The sequence below is a fragment of the Streptomyces sp. NRRL F-6676 genome (genome assembly GCF_000725625.1).
GTDB lineage: Bacteria > Actinomycetota > Actinomycetes > Streptomycetales > Streptomycetaceae > Streptomyces.
The window spans coordinates 308,334-328,978 of the sequence record NZ_JOHS01000001.1; the positions used below are offsets into that span (position 1 = coordinate 308,334).

Consider the following 20,645-nt stretch of genomic DNA (forward strand, 5'->3'; position numbering starts at 1 on the left):
GCCCCCGTGCCCGGCACGGGGGCGTCCACCGGAGCGGGCTCAGGCCCGCAGTGTCGCCGCCGGGCCGTTGTACGGTTCCGCCGTCAGGACCGGGTGACGGCCGGAGGCCGCCGTGGACGGCCAGGACAGGTGGACCGTGCGGGACTCGCCCGGGAGGAGCCACAGGTAGTTGTCGCTGTACAGGGTGGGCAGGACCCGGTGACCGTGGGCGCCCGTCAGCAGGGAGAGGCGGACCATGGCGGCCACCGCCGAGCCCCGGTTGTGCAGGGTCGCGGTCAGCTCGTGGCGGTCGCCGGAGCGGGACACCTTGGTGACCGCGCCGGTCAGCCGGGCCTGCTTCGCCTTGTTCAGGGCCTTCAGGGACGCGGCCTCGCGGTAGCGCCAGTAGGTGTTCCGCGACACCTCCCTGCCCCTGGCGTCCTCCAGGGTGAGCCGCAGGAGGTGCAGGTCCGGGAGGTCGTCCGTCCAGTCCGCGGTGAACGCCTTCGCGGTGTCCGCCCGCGGTACGTCGACACGGGCGGTCCGGCGCCCGCCCAGCTCCTTGCCGGACAGGTCGTACAGTCTCGCGGTGACGGTGGCGCCGTCCAGGTCGGCCGCGGTGTGATTGACCGCGAGGACCTGCCACTTGACCGGGTCGGCCTGTACGTGCAGCGGCTCGCAGCCCGAACGGGCGCCGAAATAGGTGCCGTTGACGTCGAAGTCGTAGTCGTACGTCTGCCAGACCGTGCTGTGCCAGGCCGGGTGCGACATCCACAGCATCAGACCGGAGGCGTTGTCCCACAGATGGGCGTTCCACGCCTCGAACATGGCGCGCGTGTTCTCGTAGTTGACGAACTGCGCCTTGCGGGCGAAGTCGTCGAGACCGGCGGACTCGCCGAGCCGGGCCTCGATGCCCGCCTTGTAGTTCGGCGCCCCCTGGTTCCCGTGCTCGCTCCAGTCGTGGTAGAACCACGCCCCGCGAATCGGCCACTCCGGTTCGTCGCCCGTCATGTTGCGCACGCTCGCGGCGGTGGAGACCACCGGCATGCCGATCTCGGTGTGGAACCCGAAGTCCTTGCTGGCGTAGGTCGACGGGTCGAAGTACCGCTCCGGGTCCACGAAGCCGTAGGGGCCGCCGCCGGTGACGATCCCGCCCGCCGAGTTGTTCTGGTAGAGCACGCCCGGCACCTGCCGCTCCACCGCCTCACGCATCCCCTTGTCGATCGCGGCCGGGGGATTGCCCTCGTTGGCGCCGCACCACACCACCACACTGGGGTGGATCCGGTAGCGCAGCACGGTGTCGCGGGCGATCGCGTTGAACGCGTCGTGGTCCGGCGGGTCCATGCCCCACGCGTTGGGGAAGTCGTTCCACACCAGGATGCCGTACCGGTCGCAGGCGGCGAAGAACTCCTCCCGGTCGCTGCTGCCGACCCAGTTGCGGATCATCGTGAAGTTCATGTCGCGGTGCATGCGCACCGCCGCGTCCATGCGCTCCGCCGGCATCCGGCGCAGCAACTCGTCCCAGCCCCAGTTGCCGCCGCGGGCCAGCACACGCACCCCGTTGACACTGATCCGCAGTGGATCGGGCGCGTTCGAGACGGACTTCACGTCCCGCCAGGTCTCGTCGTCGTCGGACACCTGGATCACATACGTCTTCGCGTACGCGGTCTCCCAGACCACGGCGATCCGGTCGAGGGACCGGGTGGAGCCGAGGTCCACCCGGATCCACTGGTCGTCCTCGTAGGCGGAGGACCAGCGAGTGCCCGGGTCGCCGTCGGTGGCGTGCGAGGCCGGATGGCCGGACTCCGCGGTGGAGGCCTTCGCCTCCCGGCGCAGGGCGAGGTCGGTGCCGGGATCCTCGCTGTCGATCACCCCGAGGGACCACAACGAGGTGCCCCAACTGGTCGCGCGGACACCGCACTTGAGACGGACGTACCGTGCGCTCTGCCGGTCGAGGTTCTCGATCTGGAGGCTCGCGTCACCGTTGCTGAAGGGCAGCGGCACCGCACCGTTGTCGACCGACTTCACGTCCGTCCAGTCCGAGCCGTCCGGCGAGACCTGCACGACGAACGTCTTCGCGTACCCCCGCTCCCAGGTCAGGTCCACCCGGTCGAAGGCCTGCGTGGAGCCGAGGTCCACCCGGATCCACTGGTCGTCCTCGTAGGCCGAGGACCAGCGGGTGCCCGGGTCGCCGTCGGTGGCGTTGGCCGCCCCGTGGTCGTCCTGGTCGGTGCTGGAGGCCTCGGCGGGCGCGTGCAGCGCGAGGTCGGTGCCCGGCCGTGCGCTGTCGCCGACGGCGAGCGTCCACAGCGAGCTGCCCCAGGAGGTCGCCCGGGTCAGGCACTTGATGCGGACGTGCCGGGCCTGCTGCCGCGCGAAGGTCACCGTCTGTGTGAAGGAGTCGTCGCTCGCGGTGAACGGCAGCGGCACGCCGTACTCGTAGCCGAACTGGCGCATGCCGAAGCGGACGGTGCGCCGGTCGCTCTCCCGGCCGCCCGCCGACGCGGTGAGCGTCAGGTCGTACAGGTGCGCCTCGCCCAGGCCGTTGGGCCACCACAGCTTCGGGTCGCGCAGCCGCAGCTGGTGGAAGGCGTCCGGCGCGAAGACGACGTCCAGGCTCTCGCCGGCCTTCACGGTGACCGTCTTCGACACCCGCACTCCCTGGAAGGCCGCGGTCACCGTCGTCCGCTGGTCGGCGGAGTCGGCGTTGCGGACCGGGACGACCACGGTCACCTCGGCGACCGACAGGTCCGGCAGGCCGGGCAGCACGGTGTCCACGCGCGGGTCGCCGAGGACGAGGTGCCCGGTCGCCCGCAGCCGGACGTGGTTCCAGATGCCCGCCGCGCGGTCGCGGACCGCCGGCATCCAGTCCCAGCCCGAAGCCGCCAGGTAGGTGGGCGAGTTGAGGTTCATCTGGGCCGCGCCCGCGTCGACCCAGGCGCTCCCGTCGGGGCCCTTGTCGCCGGGGCTGCCGGGAACGGGCATGGGCGTGATCTTCACCGCGAGGGCGTTCTCACCGTGCGCCGCGAGCAGCGAGGTGACGTCGAACGTGGCGCGGGCGAAGGGGTAGGTCAGATCGCCGGCCCGCTTGCCGTTGAGCCAGACGTCGGCCTTGTGGTTGACGCCGTCGAACTCCAGCCACACATGCCGGCCGGAGCCGGTGCGCAGGCCCTGCGGCAGCGCGAAGTCCCGCTTGTACCACCAGGAGTGGCGCGACAGCGCCTCCGGGACGTGCAGGTTGTTCAGTCCCGACACCGGGTCGGGGAGCTTGCCCTGCTCGACGAGGGAGGCCAGCACGGTGCCGGGGACGGTGGCCGGCAGCCAGCCGCTGGTGTCGACGGACGTCTTCGACAGCGCCGCGCCCTCGCCGTCGGCCCAGTCGTCCATGGTGAGCCGCCAGCCCGACTCCAGGGGCACGCTGCCGTCGTGGGCGACCTCGAGACGCGGCGCCTTCCCGTGGTGGGTGCCCCAGTCGGTCCAGCCGGTGGCCGCCGGACGGTGGCCCTCGGCGGTGCCGTACACCTCGAAGCCGTTGAGGCCGAGCGGCAGCGGGCTGGAGCGCTTCTGCGAGGTCATGCGCACCCAGCGCGCCCGCGTCGGCCGCGGCAGCTGGATGTTCACCACACCGCCGGTGCCCGCCGTGGTGCGGTACGCGGTGGTCCAGGACTTGTTGTCGAGCGAGGTCTCCACCGCGAAGACCAGCGCGTAGCTGGACTGCACCTCCTTGCCGGTGGTGCCGCTGTGCGGGTTGCCCTCGGCGGGCGGTGTGAACACCGGCGTCGAGGCGTCCGCCTCGAAGGTCAGCCGGACATCGGTGACCTCGCAGGCGGACTGGAGGTCGACGGCGATCCACTGCGGGTCGCCGTCCTCGGCACGCCAGCCGCTGCCCCCGACGCCGGGGGAGGAGAGCCGGTCGACGACGAAGGAGCCGACGGTGGGGGCGTAGGCCGTCGAGGAGGCGGTGACGGGCCGGTAGAGCGCCAGCTCACCGGGGGAGGAGGAACCACGGGAGGGGGAGCCCTCGGGAGCGCCGGTGGGGGCGGCGGCAGCGGTCGACACGGGGAGAACGGCTCCGAGGCCGAAGCCGGCCAGCAGGGTGGTGCCCGTGGTGACGACGGTCCGTCGCGAGGGAAGGCGCGACGGACCCGACTGATCTGTCATGGATGTGACGTCCCATCGAAAAAACGGCGCAGGCCGGACCGGCTCCGCACCTGTGCCGTGCGGGTCGGTATGACAACGTTGCCAAAGGCTGTGTCGTGCGGCGACTTCTGTCAACCCCCGGTGCGGAGAACGCTTCTCGGGGCGTGGGTGCCGTGCCCGGGACGGGAGAGGGGACGTGGTTGCGGGAGCGAAGGGTGAGCGCCGTGGGCGGAGCGCCCGGGCCGGGCGATCGGGGCGGGCCGTGCCTCCGTGGCGCGACTCGTCGCGCGTCCCGGCGGCGCGCACGGCGGGACGGGGCGCGGCCGGTATGCCCTCGCGCCCCTGTCGCGCTTCCTCGCGCCGGGTCCGTCGGGGACGTCCCCGCCCGGCGGTCCGTTCCTCCAGTACGGGCACCGACGCGGGCACGGGGGGCGGGTCATGGGGACATCACCAGGCGGAACAGGGGCGCGGCGGCGCCGCGGGCCGGTCGCGGCCCCGGCGACGCCGTGCGTGCTGACGGTCGTCCTGATGGCTCGGGCCTGGCTCGGCGTGCGTCGGCCGCGGCTCTCCGGGCTCCGCGCCCGCGGCTTTGTCCTGGCCGCCGTGACCGGCCTGTCGTGGGGACCCGCGGCTGACCCCGGGGGCGTCGCCGAGCGCCCGCGGCGGACGGCGGACGAGCGTGTCGACACGGTGCGGGTGCAATGGCCCCGGGCGGGGCCTGCGGGTGCTGCCGTACGCCCCTTCGGCGGCGGCTCACGGCACCCGCCGGCGCGGGTCTGCCGGCCGGGCCGGACGCCGCTACCGCTGCCGGCGCGGCCGTCGTGCCGGGTCGGGGTCCGGGCCGGTGGCCGGCTGGATGACGCGGGAGCGTACGTGCTCGTACGCGAGGGTCGTCTGTACGTCGGCCACCTCGCGCCGTTCCGTGAGCCGGTCGATGACGAAGGCGTACACGCTGTTCACGTCCGGGACGGCGATGTGCAGGAGGAAGTCGTGGGGACCGGAGGTGACGAACATGGCGATGACCTCCGGCAGTTGGTGCGCCCACTCCCGGAAGCCCTCGATGACGGCCCGGGCCGGCGGGCGGATGCGCACGGAGATCAGCGCCTGCACGGGCCGGCCCACCGCCTCGAGGTCCAGCGCGGCGTGATAGCCGGTGATCAGGCCGCGCTCCCGCAGCAGCCGTACCCGCTCCAGCGACGTCGACGGCGAGATGCCCGTCTTCGCGGCCAGGTCCCGGTTGGTCTGCCGTGCATCGTTCTGTAGCTCCCGCAAAAGCGCCAGGTCGACCGCATCAAGTCCCGCATTCATATGCTTGTGCCTCACGAAGTTCGGTGGTGCGTCACTCTTCTCAAACCAATATCTAGCCTACGGGGCATGAGGCAACAGAAGTACGGATTCTCCGGCGGCGCCGGACTGGTGCTCGGGGCGGCGCTGCTGTGGGGCACGGTCGGCCCCGCGCAGGCCCTGGCGGGCGCCGTCATGAGCCCCGCCGCGCTCGGCGGCTGGCGGCTCGTGGTCGGCGGCACGGTGCTCGCGCTGTTCTGCCGGCGTCACCTGCGCGGGCTCCGCCCGGCGCTGCGGCAGGGGCTGGTCCGCCCGCTGCTGGTGTGCGCGCTGGCGACCGGCGTCTTCCAGGCGGCCTTCCTCTACGCCGCCGCCCGCACCGGCGCCGCACTCGCCACGGTCGTCGCGCTGGGCGTCGGCCCCGTCGCCACCGGGCTGATCGCCCGGTTCGTGACCGGTGAGCTCCTCACCCGCACCTGGCTGATCTCCACCAGTGCGGCGGTACTGGGCTGCGCGCTGCTGTTCGTGCCGGACGGCGCCGGGCCCGACGTGCTGGGGCTGCTGACCGCCGCGGCGTCGGGTGTCTGCTACGGCCTGTACACCGTGTACGCCCGGCGGCTCGCCACCGACCATCCGGGCATGCATCTGCCGACGGTGTCCGCGCTCGCCCTGCTGCTGGGGTCCGTGCCGCTGCTGCCCTGGATGGCCGGCTCGGTGTCCGCCCTCGCACAGCCGGCCGCGCTGGGCCTGATCGCCTGGCTGGGGCTGGCCGCCACCGCCCTGGCGTACTGGCTGTTCTCCGCCGGACTGCGCTCCACCACCGCGGCCGCCGTCGGCACGCTGAGCCTCGCCGAACCCCTCGCGGCGTCCGTCCTGGGCGTCTTCGCCCTGCACGAACACCTGACGGCGCCGGCCGCGGCCGGAAGCCTGCTGATACTGGGCGGCCTGGTCGCGGCGTGCGTCCCCACCGGGGCGCCGGCGACGCCGAAGCGGCGGGATCCGGTGACGGTCCGGGCACGCCGGGACCCGCAGGCCCGGACCCCCGTCGCGACGCGCCGCGCCTCGCGGCGGATTGAGGCTCCGGCCGCGCCACGCCCGGAGTCCGGGACGCCCCGGCTCCCGGCTCCGAGCCACCCGGAGCCCCAGAGGCCGCGGCTCCCCGATGCGGTGCCCCCGGCACCGCAGGAGAGCGGCGCACACTGAGCCCACCGTCATGTGGGGCGCGGCGCACGTGACGGTGGGGCCCGGGTGGCGGCCCCCCAGGGAGTCCGGGCGGCCCCCGGAGGCCCGGACGGCCTCGGAGGGCCAGGCGGCCTCGGAGGGCCAGGCGGCCTCGGAGGGCCAGGCGGCCTCGGAGGGCCAGGCGGCCTCGGAGGGCCAGGCGCAGCCCACCCGGCCGCCTGGCCGCCTGGCCGCTCGGCCGCCCGGCTGCCCGGCTGCCCGGAGGCTCCGGGGCGGTCCGGCCGTCCGGAGCCCCTGGGGGAGCAGCTCGCGCGCCCGATCAGCCGGAGGCCGGCCCCGTCAGCCCGTCGGCGTGCCGAACCGGTTGCGTTCGAGGGTGGCGCGGAGTCCCGCGAAGGCCTGTGCCGTGGCTGCCGCCCCGGGGCCGTCGAACGCGGTTCCGATCAGTTCGGCCAGGCTTTCGGTGACCGTCCGTTCCGCCGCGTCGACGAGCCGCGCGCCCTCGTCGGTCAGCACCAGCAGGGAGGAGCGACGGTCGGCCGGGTTCGGCTGTCGGACCACCCACCCCTGCTTCTCCAGCCGGTCCACGCTCTTGCTGGTCGCACCGATCCCGACGGCGAACGCGGCGGCGATGTCCGCCACCCGTGCCCCGGAGCGGTCGCGCAGAAACCGCAGGGTCTCGTACTGCGACGTCACGAGGGAGTGCGCGGTGCGGAGCCGGTCGTTGAGCTCGTTGTACAACCGCGTCTCGCAGCGGACCAGGTCGTCGAAGAAGCTGACCGGGTCGAACGGGCCGCTTGATTTATATGCCATGGCATATAGTGTACTGGCAGCTACTTACGCAGGGGAGCACACCAGTATGAGCAAGGAACAGCGTGTCCGGGTCGATGCCATGATGCGGCAGCCGCATCCCGAGGGCCCCGTCACGATCGAGGAGTTGCGGGCGGGGTTCCGGGCACTGATGGCCCGCATGAAGGTGCCCGACGCCATCCGCACGGAGCCCACGGAACTCGGCGGCCGGCCCGCACTGCGCGTCGAGCCGGACGAGGGGCCGCGCGCCGGAACGATTCTGTACTTCCACGGCGGCGCCTGGGTGTTCGGATCCCCGGAGACCGCGCTGTCGTTGACCGGGCACCTCGTCACCAAGACCGGCTTCGGGGCGTACTCGCTGGACTACCGGCTCGCCCCCGAACATCCGTTCCCGGCCGCGATCGAGGACACCCTGAGCGCCTACCGCGCCCTCCTCGACCGCGGCGAGGACCCCGCGGCGATCGTGTTCGCCGGGGACTCCGCGGGCGGCGGGCTCGCCGTCACCACGTGCCTCGCCGCCCGCGACGCGGGCCTGCCGATGCCCGCCGCCCTCCTCGCCTTCTCCCCGGGCCTGGACGCCACCCGGTCCGGCGAGAGCATGGACAGCAAGGCCGGCATCGACCCGGTCTTCACCCGCGCGGACTTCCAGCGCACCGGGGCCATGTACTTCGGCGACACCGACCCGCACCAGCCGCTGCTCAGCCCGGCCGTCCATGCCGACCTGACCGGCTTCCCGCCGATGCTGCTCCAGGTCGGCACCAACGAACTCCTGCTGGACGACTCCACGCGCCTGGCCTCCCGCGCGCGGGAGGCCGGAGTGGACGTCGTCCTGGACGTCACCGCCGACGTGCCGCACGTGTTCCAGTCGCTCGTCGGCGAACTGGACGAGGCGGAGGAGGCGTTGGACCGCGCGGCCCTCTTCCTCACCCAGCGCATCCGCGCCGGGGCACGCGCGTGAGCGCCTGCGCCGGCCGGCGTCACGCCACATCCGGGGAGTGACGCGGCGTCACTCCGCGAAGGGCGCCGCGAGCACCAGGTCCTCCACCGTCGGCACCGCGAAGCCGGGTATATGACGGCGGCCGACCTCGGCGAAGGGGTGCATGAGCACCGACATGGGCTTGGTGCGGCACAGCGACAGCATGGTGTCGACCGCGTCCTGCTTGAAGCCCGCCCGGGGGAACGCGGCGAGGATCTCCTCCAGGGTGCCGGCCGGAATCCGGTCGATGCCGTTGCCGGAGAAGTCCGCCCCGGAACCGACCGAGACCATGGCGATCTCGGGCCGCTTCCGGGCCGCGATGGCGACGTTCGTGTGCAGGGCGATCGCGTCCCACACCACCGCGACGCGGTCCTCCGGGACGCGCTGCCTCTCGAGGAACCGCTGCGCGGCGTCGGCGCCGTCGAGTTCGAAGCGCTCGGCCGGGGTCCGGTACGCCTCGACCAGCCCCAGGTCGTGCAGGACCGCGGCGAGAAAGGCGAGTTCGCGGTCGTAGTGGACACCGCGCTGGTCGAACAGCACGCAACTGAACAGATACGTACGCATGACGTGGTTGAAGAGGGTCTCGGAGGACGCCTCACGCGCGAACGCCGTCGCCCGCCGGGCCACTTCGCCACCGGGGATGCGAATCCCCGCCACGGACCTGGGCAGGGACCCGCCGCTCCCGGCGTCCGCCCACCGCGCCCGCCCCGGAACCGCGGCGGCGGCCGGGGCGGACACGGCGGTGGCGAGCGCGGAGGTCACGCCGATCGCCGCGACGCCGACGCCACGCCCCAGCGCGGTGCGCCGGCTGACGGTCTTCTCCTCGGCGCCCTCGTTGCACTTGTCCTCGTGGAACACTCGAATGACCTCTTCCTCGGTGGCCGGGCGGTTGATGCCAGGAGCCTATGAACGGCACCGGGGACCCGACAGTGGCGAAAACGCCGAGGAACCACGCCTTCTCGCCAGCGCGTCGAGGTCATCGCGTGCGCCGGGACGGGGGACGTCAGCGCGGTACGTCGATGTGCCTGGCCAGGGCGGTCACGTGCAGGTCGCCGTTGTCGACCCACTCGGGGAACGCGAGCGTCCTGTGCGTGGTCGCGGCGGGCGGGGTGATCTCCAGGTACGACGCGTGCACGGCGTCGGGGGTCCCGGTGTTGAGGTGGGTCCAGGCGACGACCGCCTCCGCGCTCTCGCCGTCCTTCAGGACGAGGGTCTTGGTGCCGGGGTTGCCGGCGTACCAGGTGTCGCCCCAGTGGGTGTGCGTCGGCAGCGTGCGGTGGTGCGCGTCCTCGAGGCCGAGGCCGGGGAAGCCGCGCAGTGCGCACGTCGTGCCGCTGAGGTTGCGGAACGTGAGGTAGACGCCCTCGTGGTTCATGCCGCCGGCCAGTTGCCGGCCGAAGGTCGTCTTGAGGGCGGCGGGGGAGCAGGTCGGTATGGACGCCGTGCCGCTCCCGCTGCCGGCCGCCTCAGCGGCGCCCGCGCCGGCGAGCCCCAGTCCGGCGACGGCGGCCGCGGCGAGCAGCGCGCCGCCGAACCGGCGGCCGGTGCGGTGTGCCGCGGTGGGGTGGACGGCAGGGGTCTGGTCGGTGGTGGTCAGGTGCTCGGTCACAGCGATCGCTCTCCACTCGTGCTCGTGCCTGTGCTCGTGCGCGGCGGCAGGTGGGCCGAGTGCCCGCCCACGCGCCGTCCACGTGTGCCGTACATGAGGTTCGATGAGGGGACGCGGCAGAAAGTTCGCGGAAAAGCGGGACGCATTCTCCGCCGCCACGATCGGGGCCGGTGAGCCGGGAGGAGCCGGTGAGCCGGGAGGGCCGTACGCAGACCCCTGGGCCGCCTGGGACGCCTGGTCCGGCATACGCCGGTGCCCCGCGGTCAGCCCGTGGGGCGGCCGTGCGCGGCGATGCCGGTGAGGATGAGGTCGATGCCGGTGAGGAACTCGGCCCGGTCGTCGTGCTCCCGCAGTTGGCCGGCGACGCCGCGCGTGAACGCGTACTCCTCGGGGTCGAGGGCCGCCCAGTCGTCCGCGACGGAGGCCAGGTACGCCGTCCTGTCCGTCTCCTGCCGGGGCGCCCGGGCGTTGGCGGCGTTCTGGCCCGCCACGCCGAGGATGTAGTTCCACAGCGCGGAGACGGCGGAGAACTGGGAGGCCGACGGCACCCCGAGCGCCCGCACCTGGCGGCCGAGCTGCTCGAAGACCGGCAGCATCGGTGACTGCGACGGCGTGCCGACGAGCTGCGTGCCGACCCACGGGTGGTCGTCGATCGCGTCGAACAGGCCGAGCGCCAGCGCGCGTACCGCCTCCTGCGGCGTCGCGCCGGGATCGGCACGGACGGAACCGGCGGCGAGCACGGCGTCGGTGGCGGCGGCGAGCAGTTCGGACTTGCCCGCGACGTGCCAGTAGATCGCCCCGGGCCCCGTCGCCAGCCGCTCGGCCAGCGCGCGGAACGTCAGTCCGCTCTCGCCCACCGTGTCCAGGAGCTCGACCGCGGCGGCGACGATGCGCTCCCGGGAGAGCGGTTCCTGCCGGCGTTCCGGACGACGCGTTCTGCTTGCCATGCGGCTCATCCTAAACGGCCGCCGCCGACATCGATGGAACGCCATTCCAGCTTGACAGTGCCTGGAACGACGTTCCATCCTAGGTGACTGGAACGCCGTTCCAGAGTCTTCGGTCGGCAGGAAGGAAGAACGCCATGACCACCCCCGTCACGATCATCGGCGCGGGGCTCGGCGGGCTGACGCTCGCCCGGGTCCTGCACGTCCACGGCATACCGGCCACGGTCTACGAGGCGGAGGCCTCGCCCACCGCCCGTACGCAGGGCGGCATGCTCGACATCCACCACCACAACGGGCAGCTCGCCCTGAAGGACGCCGGTCTCTACGACCAGTTCCTCGGTCTCGTCCACGAGGGCGGCGAGGCGCTGCGCGTGCTCGACAGGCACGGCACCCTGGTCTTCGAGCGGCCCGACGACGGCCATGGCCGGCGGCCCGAGGTGCTCCGCGGCGCGCTGCGGCAGTTGCTGCTGGACTCGCTGCCCGCCGGCACCGTCCGGTGGGGGCACAAGGTCACCGGGGCCCGCACCCTCGGCGACGGCCGCCACGAGGTCACCTTCGCCGACGGCACGGCCGTCACCACCGGACTGCTGGTCGGCGCGGACGGCGCCTGGTCACGCGTTCGCCCGCTGCTGTCCGGGGCGCGGCCCGAGTACGCCGGCGCCGTCTTCGTCGAGACCTATCTTTTCGACAGCGACGAGCGCCATCCCGCGAGCGCCGAGGCGGTCGGCGGCGGCTCCCTGTTCGCGCTCGCTCCCGGAAAGGGGATCACCGCCCACCGGGAGCCCGGCGGGGTCCTGCACACCTACGTCCAACTGGCCCGGGAACGGGAGTGGATCGACGCCGTCGACCTCACCGACACCGGCGCGGCAACGGCCCGGATCGCCAAGGAGTTCGAGGGCTGGGCGCCGGAGCTCACGGCGCTGCTCACCGACGGCGAGACCGCACCGGTCGTACGGATCCTGCACACGCTGCCCGACGAGCACCGCTGGGAGCGGGTCCCGGGCGTCACCCTGCTCGGCGACGCCGCCCACCTCATGCCGCCCTCGGGCGAGGGCGCCAACCTCGCCATGTTCGACGGCGCGGAACTCGGCAAGGCCCTCGCCGCCCACCCCGACGACCCCGAGGCCGCGCTCGCCGCCTACGAGGGAGCCCTGTTCCCCCGCAGCGCCGCCCACGCCGCCGAGGCGGCCGAACTGCTCCCCCTGCTCCTCGACGACAACGCCCCGTACAGCCTCGTCGAGATGTTCACCGGCGCCCCAGGCGAGGCCGACCGCCCGGAATCCGGCTCACCGCGCGGCTGAGCCGGGGCCGTTCCCGGGCGTGGGGCGGGACGGGCCGTCGCTCGCCCACCGGCCCGGCGCACGGTGATTCGCCGGGCCGCCGTCGGGACGCACAGCGGCCCGGTGACCCAGGCCCTGCGGCACCACGCCGCCTCCCCGGTGGCGGTCGTCCCTAGCGCCGAACGACCCGCCCATGAAGGGACGTTCAGCCCGTCGCCAGGACCATCGGCACCCTGCGCGGCCCGGCACGCCCCGGGAGAGTGAGCGGTGTCAGGAACGAACGGAACGTCACCGGCGTAACCAAGGAGTCACCACCATGGCCGTCCACCAGCACACGAACCCGAAGGCCGGGTTCCACCTGCCGTCCCTGCACAGGAACCGGACCACCTCCGCCCCCGAGTCCGCCGCGTCGGCACACACGGACACGCACACCGTCCGGGCCCACGTGTTCGCCTCGGCCCGGGTGCTGATGGGCTTCGTCTTCCTGTGGGCCTTCCTCGACAAGACCTTCGGCCTCGGCTACGCCACCCAGTCCGGCAAGGGCTGGATCGACGGCGGCTCGCCCACCAAGGGATTCCTCGGTTCGGTCGCCGTCGGACCGATGCAGTCCACGTTCCACTCCTGGGCCGGAGCCGGCTGGGCGGACTGGCTGTTCATGCTCGGCCTGCTCGGTATCGGACTCGCCCTGACCGCCGGGGTGGCGCTGCGCCTGACGGCCCTCGCGGGCACCGTGATGATGGCGCTGATGTGGATGGCCGAGTGGCCACCCGCCCAGCACCTGTCGAACGGCGCGCCGAGCATGTCGACGAATCCGTTCGCCGACTACCACCTCGTCTACGCCGTGGTGCTCATCGCCCTCGCGGCGGTCTCCGCCGGCGACGCCCTGGGCCTGGGACGGCTGTGGACCAAGCTCCCCCTCGTCCGCGACCACAAGTGGCTGCGCTGAACGTCCCCGATGCGGTGGGCCCGCCGACGGGCCCACCGCATCCGTCCGTTCCAGGGTCCCGCGTCCCCGTCGGGGACCGGGACCACCGGTCCCCGACGGGGACCATCGGCCCTGCCCCGGCCGGCCGCCGCCCGACATGCTTGAAGTGCGGCAAGGAGCACGACGCACAGACCGCGGAGACACAGGACTCGAGCACGCAGGAGGTGGGCTCCATGCCCGGAACGATCGCCGTGGGACTCGACGGATCGCCCGAAAGCCGTGCCGCGGCGGAATGGGCCGTCCGTGAGGCGGCGCTGCGCGGTGCGGCGGTGAAGCTGGTCCACGTGTGGCAGCAGGTACCGGAGCCGATCGCGCAGGCACCGCTCCTCGGAGCCGAGACGCACCAGCACTGGACCGAGCGGATCCCCCGTGAGGCGGCCGAGGAGCTGGCGCTGCTCCACCCCGGGGTCGAGGTGACCACCGAGCAGCGCGGGGGCCATCCGGCCGAGGTACTGCCGGACCTGGCCGAGGGAGCTGAACTGCTCGTCCTCGGCTCCCGCGCGTTGAGCGGCATCGGCGGCTTCCTGGTCGGTTCCGTCGGCCAGGCCGTGGTCGCCCGTACCGACGTGCCCGTCGTGCTGGTCCGGGCGGGTGAGCAGGCCGTCGACGAGCACCTCAAGGACCCGGTCGGCATCCCCTCCGCGGCCACCGCCTTCCGGCCCGTCGTGCTGGGCCTGGACACCGGGAGCCCCGACGACGAGGTGCTCGCCTTCGCCTTCGAGGAGGCCCTGCGGCGCGCGGCCACGCTGACCGTCGTCCAGGGCTGGAACCTGCCGTCCTCCTACGCCTACACCATGGCCGGCGGCTACGACCCCCGTGAGGATCTCGCCCGTGCGCAGGCCGAGGCACTCACCGAGGCACTGCTGCCCTGGCGGAAGAAGTACCCGGACGTCGAGGTGACCGAGCTGTCCCGCATCGGCAGCCCCGCGAGTCACCTGATCGACGCCTCCCACGACGCCTCGCTCGTCGTCGTCGGCCGCCGCATCCGCCGCGGCACGTTCGGCGTGCACATCGGAGCCGTCACCCACGCGGTCATGCACCACGCCACCGCCCCCGTCGCCGTCGTCGCCCACCACTGACCCGTCCGGACCGGACAAGAAGGGAAGAGAGCCATGAAGGCAGCGGTCGTGAAGGAGTTCGGGGCACCTCTGGTCGTCGAGGAGCGCCCCGACCCCGAGCCGGGTCCGGGGCAGGTGCGCGTCCGTCTCGAGGCCTCCGGGCTGTGCCACACGGACATCCACGCCGCACACGGGGATTGGCCGGTCAGGCCGACACCGCCGTTCGTGCCGGGGCACGAGGGTGTCGGTCTGGTGGAGAAGCTCGGCGACGGCGTCAGCCACCTGTCGGTGGGACAGCGTGTCGCCGTGCCGTGGCTGGGCAGTGCCTGCGGGCGGTGCGAGCACTGCCTCTCCGGCTGGGAGACGCTGTGCGAGAGCCAGGTCAACACCGGCTACGGCTGCGACGGCGGGTACGCCGAGAAGATGCTCGCCCGCGCCGACTTCGCCCAGCTCGTGCCCGAGGGCGTCAGCGCCCTCGACGCCGCCCCGCTGACCTGTGCGGGCGTCACCACGTACAAGGCGCTGAAGGTCGCGGGCGTCGGCCCCGCGCAGCTTGTCGCCATCTCGGGGGTGGGCGGACTCGGCCACCTGGCGGTGCAGTACGCGAAGATCGCCGGCGCCACCGTCGCCGCCATCGACGTCACCGACGACAAGCTCGAACTCGCCCGGGAACTGGGCGCGGACATCCTCATCGACGCCCGCACACAGGACGCCGGCGCCGAGCTGAAGCGGCACGGCGGCGCGCATGCCGCGCTCGCCCTGGCGGTGAACCCCGCCGCCTTCGCGGCCGTCAACGCCGGTCTCCGACGCGGCGGCAAGCTGGTCATGGTGGCCCTGCCCGCGCACGGCACCCTCGAGGTACCGATCTTCGACACGGTGCTGAACGGCACCTCCGTGATCGGCTCCATCGTCGGCACCCGGCAGGACCTCGCCGAGGTCTTCCGGCTGCACGCCGCCGGCCGTACGAGGGTCATCCGCGAGACCCGCCCGCTCACCGCGGTCAACGACTCCATCGCCGAGGTCCTGCGCGGTGAGATCAAGGCCCGCATCGTCTTCGACCTCGGCGCGGAGGGCTGAGGACGGCGCCGCCGACCCCGGTGGTCGGCGGCGACGGCTCCGCGCCCGGCCTGCGGGCCGTCGACCGGGCGGCCGACGAGGCCGCCCTGCGGCGCCTCCCGCGAGGCGCCCTGCGGGGCATCCCGCCGCGGACCTCCTCCGCGCCGCCGCCGCGCTACGGGCCGGGCGCCGCCGGACCGGCCTCCGCCGCACCACCGCGGTCGTGCCCGAGGAACCCGCGTACACCCTGATCCACGAGAGCCGCGACGCCGCGGCCGTCGTCGTCGGCACGGCCGACACACCGACACCCGCGCTGCGCTTCGCCTACGAGGAGGCGCGACTGCGGCAGGCACTGCGCACCGCGGTACGTGCCCGGCGGTGCCCCTCGCACGGCACTGCCGACCACCCGCCGCTCGCGGGCGGGCCCGAGCGGCTGCACGCGGAGCGGGCGGCCCGTCTGTTCCCGCGTCAGGGCCTCGTAGTCGGCAAGCGCCTTCAGCCCGGCCGTGACCAGGCGGTCCATGGCGACGTGGGAGCGGCTTGGCCGGCGGAGCCTGCGTCCCCGTCCGCTCTCACGCGGACTCCGCGGACTCCGCAGGCACCGGAGGACCCCTCCCTGCCCCCCCGGCCCGGGCCGGACAGGGACCCCCGGTCCTCCTCAGTCGTCGACGTCGAAGGTCAGGCCGTTCACCACCCCGACCACCCCCTCCAGCAGCCACACCGCGTGGACGGCCTCCGGTATGCGGCTCCGCAGCTCCACGCGGCCGTCGAGGGCGACCACTCCGTCGCGGACCGAGACGGACACGTCTCCGCGCCTCAGCCCCAGGCGGCCGACGAGCACTTCCTCGGTCACCTGGCGTCCGATGTCGTCGTCCGTCCGCAGGAAGATCCGCAGCAGGTCCCGGCGGGTCGCGATGCCTATGAGACGGTCCTCCTCGTCGATCACGAGGAGCCGCTCGACACCACGGCGTTCCATCAGCCGTGCCGCGTCCGCAACGGTCCCTTCGGGGTGCACGGTGACGGCCGGTGTGGACATCAGGTCCTGCGCGGTGACGGCGTCGGCCGGGTCCTCTCTCGGCCGGCTCGCCCGGGCGCGCGCCAGATCGGTGCCCGAGAGCACACCGACCACTTTGTCGTCCTCGTCGACCACGGGAAGTCCGCCGACGCGGTGGCGGTCGAGCAGTCGGACGAGCTCCTCGAAGGGCGTCGTCCGCCGGGCCTGGACGACGTCAGTGGTCATCACCTGACCGACGATGTGGGAAGTCATGACGGGCCGGTGACCTCTCTACTGCTCGGGGCCGCCGCGCCAGGGCGGGGGCGTGGCGGCCCCGCGCGCCTCCTGGGCGTGGTGCGCGGTGCGCCGGGTCCGCTCCCGCAGGCGGTCGTGGAGGCGGTCGGCGAGTTCCCGGGCGCTCGCCCCGCGCACGCGGACGACGACGAGGTCGCCACCCATCCGGATCTCGGCGCCGGCCGACCACGGCAGCTCCCCGTGGTGCGCCGCGGCCCTGACGATCCGCACCTCACCGCTCGCGGGCGGCAGCCCCGGCCGGTCCAGCGCGGTGCCGACCTTCTCGCGGAGGTACGCCAGCGCCTCCTCGTCCACCTCGCCGTCGGCCCGTACCCGCACAGTGCCGGCGCCGCCGCGGATGCCGATGTCCTTGGCAGTCATGTGCTCCACTCCTTGTGGTCGTTCCGTGTCACCGCAAGCCTTGCCGTCGGGGCGGCACCGGTCGCGGGCCGGACGGCCCCCGCCCGGTGCCGAGGGTCCCCTTCACCTGAAGTCGCCGCCGTCCGCCCGTTCCAGGGCGGCCCGCCCGGCCTCCGGGCGGGCGACCGGCACCCGCGGCGGCGAGCAGGAGACGTAGTCCGGACCGGTGGCGTGGCTGGAAGAGGTGCGCGGAGTCGGGATCGCCGCCGTGCCCGCCCTGGTGCACGCGGCACGGGGCGCCGGCCTCCTGGTGGTGGGCCGTCGCACGACCGGCCGCGGCACCGGGGGCCACACACGGGCCCGGTCACGCACGCCGCCCTGCACCACGCCGGCTGCCCCGGGGCAGTGGTCCCAAAGAGGGCCGAACGTCCCGCCCGGCCGGGACCACAGGGACGGGGGGATGCCCTGTCCGGCACTCCTCCCCTCCCGTGCGCGGGACGAGCATCGAAGGAGAAGGGCAGGACCCTACGAGAGGACATGTGATGACCGCGACGGTGACGGCCGGCCCCCGCACGGCCGACGCATGGCGGCAGTTCGGCGGAGAGGGATGGCGCGAGCGGGTCGACGTGCGCGACTTCGTCCAGGCCAACTACACGCCCTACGAAGACGACGCCTCCTTCCTGGCCGGTCCCACGGACCGCACCCGCGCGGTGTGGGAGAAGGTGAGCGCGCTCTTCCCGGAGGAGCGGCGCAGGGGTGTTCTCGACGTGGACACCGCGACGCCCTCCACGATCACCTCGCACGCCCCCGGATACATCGACCGGGACCGTGAACTGATCGTCGGTCTGCAGACCGACGCCCCGCTGAAGCGGGCGATCATGCCCAACGGCGGCATCCGCATGGTGGAGAACAGCCTCAAGGCATACGGCTACGCACCCGACCCGTTCGTCACCCGGGTCTTCGGCACCTACCGCAAGACCCACAACGACGGAGTCTTCGACGCCTACACGCCCGCGATGCGCGCCGCCCGCAGGGCCGGCATCATCACCGGGCTGCCCGACGCCTACGGCCGCGGCCGGATCATCGGCGACTACCGGCGCGTCGCCCTCTACGGCACCGACCGCCTCGTGGCGGCCAAACGCGCCGAACGCGCACGGCTGGACACCCTGCCCTCCACCGCGGACGTCATCCGCGACCGCGAGGAACTGGCCGAGCAGATCAAGGCCCTGGGCGAGCTGACCACCATGGCCGCCGGCTACGGCTGCGACGTCACCCGCCCGGCCGCGACCGCCCACGAGGCCGTGCAGTGGCTCTACCTCGGCTACCTGGCCGCCGTGAAGGAGCAGAACGGTGCCGCCATGTCACTCGGCCGCACCTCCACCTTCCTCGACGTCTACCTGCACCGGGACCTGGCCGAGGGCCTCCTCGACGAGAGGCGCGCACAGGAGCTGATCGACGACTTCGTGATCAAGCTGCGGATCGTGCGGTTCCTGCGCACCCCCGAGTACGACGCGCTGTTCTCCGGCGACCCGACCTGGGTGACGGAGTCCATCGGCGGCATCGGGGCCGACGGCCGGCCGTTGGTCACCCGCACCTCCTTCCGGTTCCTGCAAACCCTGTACAACCTCGGACCGGCTCCGGAGCCCAACCTGACGGTGCTGTGGTCGCCCCGGCTGCCGGACGGCTTCAAGAAGTTCTGCGCGCAGGTCTCCATCGACACCAGCGCCGTCCAGTACGAGTCCGACGATCTGATGCGCCCGCGCACCGGCGACGACACGGCGATCGCCTGCTGTGTCTCCGCCATGGCGGTGGGGAAGCAGATGCAGTTCTTCGGCGCCCGCGTCAACCTCGCCAAGGCCCTGCTGTACGCGGTCAACGGCGGCCGGGACGAGATGACCGGGGATCGGATCACGCCCGAGATGCCGCCGCTGACCGGCGAGTACCTCGACCACGAGGAGCTGTCGGCCGCCTACGACCGCGTCCTGGACTGGCTGGCGGAGACCTACGTCGACGCGCTCAACGTCATCCACTACATGCACGACAAGTACGCCTACGAGCGCATCGAGATGGCCCTGCACGACTACCCCGTGCACCGGTTCATGGCCTGCGGCATCGCCGGCCTGTCCGTCGCCGCCGACAGCCTGTCCGCCGTCAAGCACGCACGCGTGAAGGTGATCCGCGACGCGACGGGGCTCGCCGTGGACTTCGAGACCGAGGGCGAGTTCCCGGCGTACGGCAACAACGACGACCGGGCCGACTCCCTCGCCGTCGGCCTGATGGAGTCGTTCATGGCCAAGGTCCGTCGGCACCCCACCTACCGCGACGCCGAGCACACCCAGTCCGTTGCTGACCATCACCTCCAACGTCGTCTACGGCGAGCACACCGGCAACACCCCCGACGGCCGCCGCGCCGGACAGCCCTTCGCGCCCGGTGCCAACCCGATGAACGGCCGCGACCGGCACGGCGTCGTCGCCTCCGCCCTGTCGGTGGCCAAACTGCCCTACGAGGCGGCCCGCGACGGGATCTCCCTCACGACGACGATCACCCCCGAGGGACTCGGGCACGCCCCCCGGGAGCGGGCCGGCAACCTGGTGGGCATCCTCGACGGCTACATGTCCGCGGGCGGCTTCCACATGAACGTCAACGTCCTTGACCGGGCCACCCTGGAGGACGCCATGGAACACCCGGAGAAGTACCCGGAGCTGACGATCAGGGTCTCCGGCTACGCCGTCAACTTCGTCCGCCTGACCCGTGAGCAGCAGCTCGACGTGATCAGCCGCACCTTCCACGGATCGCTGTGAGCACCGTGGCCGCGCGGCCGGTCACCTGCCGGATCCACTCCTGGGACCTGTCCACCGGCGTGGACGGTCCCGGGACCCGGTTCGTCCTCTTCGTCAGCGGCTGCCCGCTGCGCTGCCTGTACTGCGCCAACCCCGACACCTGGCATCTGCGCGACGGACGCACGGCCACCGTCGACGAGATCATGAGCGAGATCGAGAAATACCGGTCCTTCCTCACCACCTCCGGCGGCGGAGTGACCCTCACCGGCGGGGAGGCACTGCTCCAGCCGGCCTTCACCGGCGCCCTGCTGCGCCGCTGCAAGGAGGCCGGCCTGCACACCGCCCTCGACACCTCCGGCTTCCTCGGCGCCCGCGCGAGCGACGCGCTCCTCGCGGACACCGACCTTGTCCTGCTGGACATCAAGTCCTTCGACATCCGTACGTACCGCAGGCTGACCGGCAGGGACCTCGCCCCGACGCTGGCCTTCGCCACCCGGCTCAACCGGCTCGGCGTGCCGATGTGGATCCGATACGTGCTGGTCCCCGGCTGGACCGACGACCTCGCGGCCGTGGACGGCCTCGCCGAGTTCGTCGCCGGCCTGGACACCGTCGACCGCGTGGACGTCCTGCCGTTCCACAAGCTCGGCGCGCCCAAGTACGAGGCCCTCGGCATCCCGTTCCCCCTGAAGGACACCCCCACCCCCGACCCCGCCCTCACGGAGCGGGTCCGCGCCCGGTTCCGCGCGCACGGAACGGCGGCCTACTGACGCGCGCACCCACTCGGTCGGCGTCGCGTGTTCGACACCGGACACGCCTGGTCGGCGGTGAGCGGCCCGGTCCCCGACGCGGGCGCCGCGCGGGCGCATCAGGCATCTGGGCGAAGCCGTCGCTCCCGGCCCGGCGGTACGGGGGC

General features: G+C 73.1%; 15 protein-coding genes and 1 pseudogene. 8 read left to right on the forward strand and 8 right to left on the reverse strand.

Annotated features, from left to right (window positions below; translation table 11 throughout):
* Positions 1-39: 39 nt before the first annotated feature.
* Together IO29_RS01320 and IO29_RS01325 are read right to left on the reverse strand one after the other, a co-directional pair.
* The gene (locus IO29_RS01320) at positions 40-4,140 is read right to left on the reverse strand and encodes a discoidin domain-containing protein (RefSeq protein ID WP_030377131.1); all 4,101 of its coding nucleotides are present in this window, start codon (positions 4,138-4,140) and stop codon (positions 40-42) included.
* Positions 4,141-4,917: 777 nt separating this feature from the next.
* Positions 4,918-5,427, reverse strand: coding sequence for an Lrp/AsnC family transcriptional regulator (locus tag IO29_RS01325; RefSeq protein ID WP_030377132.1), 510 nt, complete (start codon positions 5,425-5,427; stop codon positions 4,918-4,920).
* A 66-nt stretch (positions 5,428-5,493) separates the two neighbouring features.
* Between IO29_RS01325 and IO29_RS01330 the strand changes: the two genes are divergently transcribed.
* The gene (locus IO29_RS01330) at positions 5,494-6,606 is read left to right on the forward strand and encodes an EamA family transporter (RefSeq protein WP_051707116.1); all 1,113 of its coding nucleotides are present in this window, start codon (positions 5,494-5,496) and stop codon (positions 6,604-6,606) included.
* A gap of 318 nt (positions 6,607-6,924) precedes the next feature.
* Here IO29_RS01330 and IO29_RS01335 read toward each other — a convergent pair whose 3' ends face one another.
* Entirely contained in the window at positions 6,925-7,398 is a 474-nt protein-coding gene (locus IO29_RS01335) for a MarR family winged helix-turn-helix transcriptional regulator (RefSeq protein WP_030377134.1), read from the reverse strand.
* Between the two features lie 46 nt (positions 7,399-7,444).
* Here IO29_RS01335 and IO29_RS01340 point away from each other — a divergent pair, with 46 nt between their 5' ends.
* A complete protein-coding gene (locus IO29_RS01340) occupies positions 7,445-8,353 on the forward strand; it encodes an alpha/beta hydrolase (protein WP_030377135.1) in 909 nt (302 codons plus the stop codon).
* Positions 8,354-8,401: 48 nt separating this feature from the next.
* Here the strand turns inward: IO29_RS01340 and IO29_RS01345 are convergent, their stop codons facing one another.
* The 3 genes from IO29_RS01345 to IO29_RS01355 all read right to left on the reverse strand — a co-directional run bounded on the left by IO29_RS01345 (position 8,402) and on the right by IO29_RS01355 (position 10,927).
* Complete coding sequence (locus tag IO29_RS01345) at positions 8,402-9,229, reverse strand: HD domain-containing protein (protein ID WP_051707118.1); 828 nt, start codon at positions 9,227-9,229, stop codon at positions 8,402-8,404.
* A 145-nt stretch (positions 9,230-9,374) separates the two neighbouring features.
* Positions 9,375-9,980, reverse strand: a complete 606-nt coding sequence (locus IO29_RS01350) for a DUF4232 domain-containing protein (RefSeq protein ID WP_106969676.1) — start codon at positions 9,978-9,980, stop codon at positions 9,375-9,377.
* Positions 9,981-10,243: 263 nt separating this feature from the next.
* Entirely contained in the window at positions 10,244-10,927 is a 684-nt protein-coding gene (locus IO29_RS01355; RefSeq protein WP_030377138.1) for a TetR/AcrR family transcriptional regulator, read from the reverse strand.
* Positions 10,928-11,061: 134 nt separating this feature from the next.
* Here IO29_RS01355 and IO29_RS01360 point away from each other — a divergent pair, with 134 nt between their 5' ends.
* From IO29_RS01360 to IO29_RS01375, 4 genes are all read left to right on the forward strand, one after another.
* Positions 11,062-12,225: an FAD-dependent oxidoreductase gene (locus tag IO29_RS01360; protein WP_030377139.1), complete on the forward strand. Its 1,164-nt coding sequence runs from the start codon at positions 11,062-11,064 to the stop codon at positions 12,223-12,225.
* A 295-nt stretch (positions 12,226-12,520) separates the two neighbouring features.
* Positions 12,521-13,150, forward strand: coding sequence for a DoxX family membrane protein (locus tag IO29_RS01365; RefSeq protein WP_030377140.1), 630 nt, complete (start codon positions 12,521-12,523; stop codon positions 13,148-13,150).
* Positions 13,151-13,362: 212 nt separating this feature from the next.
* Positions 13,363-14,268 carry a universal stress protein gene (locus IO29_RS01370; RefSeq protein ID WP_030377141.1) on the forward strand — a complete coding sequence of 302 codons (906 nt, stop codon included), beginning with the start codon at positions 13,363-13,365 and terminating at the stop codon, positions 14,266-14,268.
* A gap of 33 nt (positions 14,269-14,301) precedes the next feature.
* Positions 14,302-15,324, forward strand: a complete 1,023-nt coding sequence (locus IO29_RS01375) for a zinc-dependent alcohol dehydrogenase (RefSeq protein WP_030377142.1) — start codon at positions 14,302-14,304, stop codon at positions 15,322-15,324.
* 637 nt (positions 15,325-15,961) lie between these two features.
* Here IO29_RS01375 and IO29_RS01385 read toward each other — a convergent pair.
* Both IO29_RS01385 and IO29_RS01390 read right to left on the reverse strand, forming a co-directional pair.
* Positions 15,962-16,570, reverse strand: a complete 609-nt coding sequence (locus IO29_RS01385; protein ID WP_030377144.1) for a CBS domain-containing protein — start codon at positions 16,568-16,570, stop codon at positions 15,962-15,964.
* An 18-nt stretch (positions 16,571-16,588) separates the two neighbouring features.
* On the reverse strand, positions 16,589-16,972 hold the full coding sequence (locus IO29_RS01390) for a hypothetical protein (protein ID WP_030377145.1): 384 nt from the start codon (positions 16,970-16,972) through the stop codon (positions 16,589-16,591).
* A gap of 521 nt (positions 16,973-17,493) precedes the next feature.
* Between IO29_RS01390 and pflB the strand changes: the two are divergent.
* Both pflB and pflA read left to right on the forward strand, forming a co-directional pair.
* Positions 17,494-19,753: pseudogene (pflB, locus tag IO29_RS01395) on the forward strand (formate C-acetyltransferase).
* Positions 19,750-20,499 (forward strand): pyruvate formate-lyase-activating protein, encoded by a 750-nt coding sequence (gene pflA / locus IO29_RS01400; protein WP_030377148.1) that lies wholly within the window; start codon positions 19,750-19,752, stop codon positions 20,497-20,499. Before pflB ends, pflA begins: the two are co-directional and overlap by 4 nt.
* Positions 20,500-20,645: the final 146 nt, after the last annotated feature.

Bases quoted from the DNA above. Each gene is read 5' to 3' on its own strand.
- IO29_RS01320 (WP_030377131.1), bottom strand. From the start codon at position 4,140: ATGACAGATCAGTCGGGTCCGTCGCGCCTTCCCTCGCGACGGACCGTC.
- IO29_RS01325 (WP_030377132.1), bottom strand. From the start codon at position 5,427: ATGAATGCGGGACTTGATGCGGTCGACCTGGCGCTTTTGCGGGAGCTA.
- IO29_RS01330 (WP_051707116.1), top strand. From the start codon at position 5,494: ATGAGGCAACAGAAGTACGGATTCTCCGGCGGCGCCGGACTGGTGCTC.
- IO29_RS01335 (WP_030377134.1), bottom strand. From the start codon at position 7,398: ATGGCATATAAATCAAGCGGCCCGTTCGACCCGGTCAGCTTCTTCGAC.
- IO29_RS01340 (WP_030377135.1), top strand. From the start codon at position 7,445: ATGAGCAAGGAACAGCGTGTCCGGGTCGATGCCATGATGCGGCAGCCG.
- IO29_RS01355 (WP_030377138.1), bottom strand. From the start codon at position 10,927: ATGGCAAGCAGAACGCGTCGTCCGGAACGCCGGCAGGAACCGCTCTCC.
- IO29_RS01360 (WP_030377139.1), top strand. From the start codon at position 11,062: ATGACCACCCCCGTCACGATCATCGGCGCGGGGCTCGGCGGGCTGACG.
- IO29_RS01365 (WP_030377140.1), top strand. From the start codon at position 12,521: ATGGCCGTCCACCAGCACACGAACCCGAAGGCCGGGTTCCACCTGCCG.
- IO29_RS01370 (WP_030377141.1), top strand. From the start codon at position 13,363: ATGCCCGGAACGATCGCCGTGGGACTCGACGGATCGCCCGAAAGCCGT.
- IO29_RS01375 (WP_030377142.1), top strand. From the start codon at position 14,302: ATGAAGGCAGCGGTCGTGAAGGAGTTCGGGGCACCTCTGGTCGTCGAG.
- IO29_RS01385 (WP_030377144.1), bottom strand. From the start codon at position 16,570: ATGACTTCCCACATCGTCGGTCAGGTGATGACCACTGACGTCGTCCAG.
- IO29_RS01390 (WP_030377145.1), bottom strand. From the start codon at position 16,972: ATGACTGCCAAGGACATCGGCATCCGCGGCGGCGCCGGCACTGTGCGG.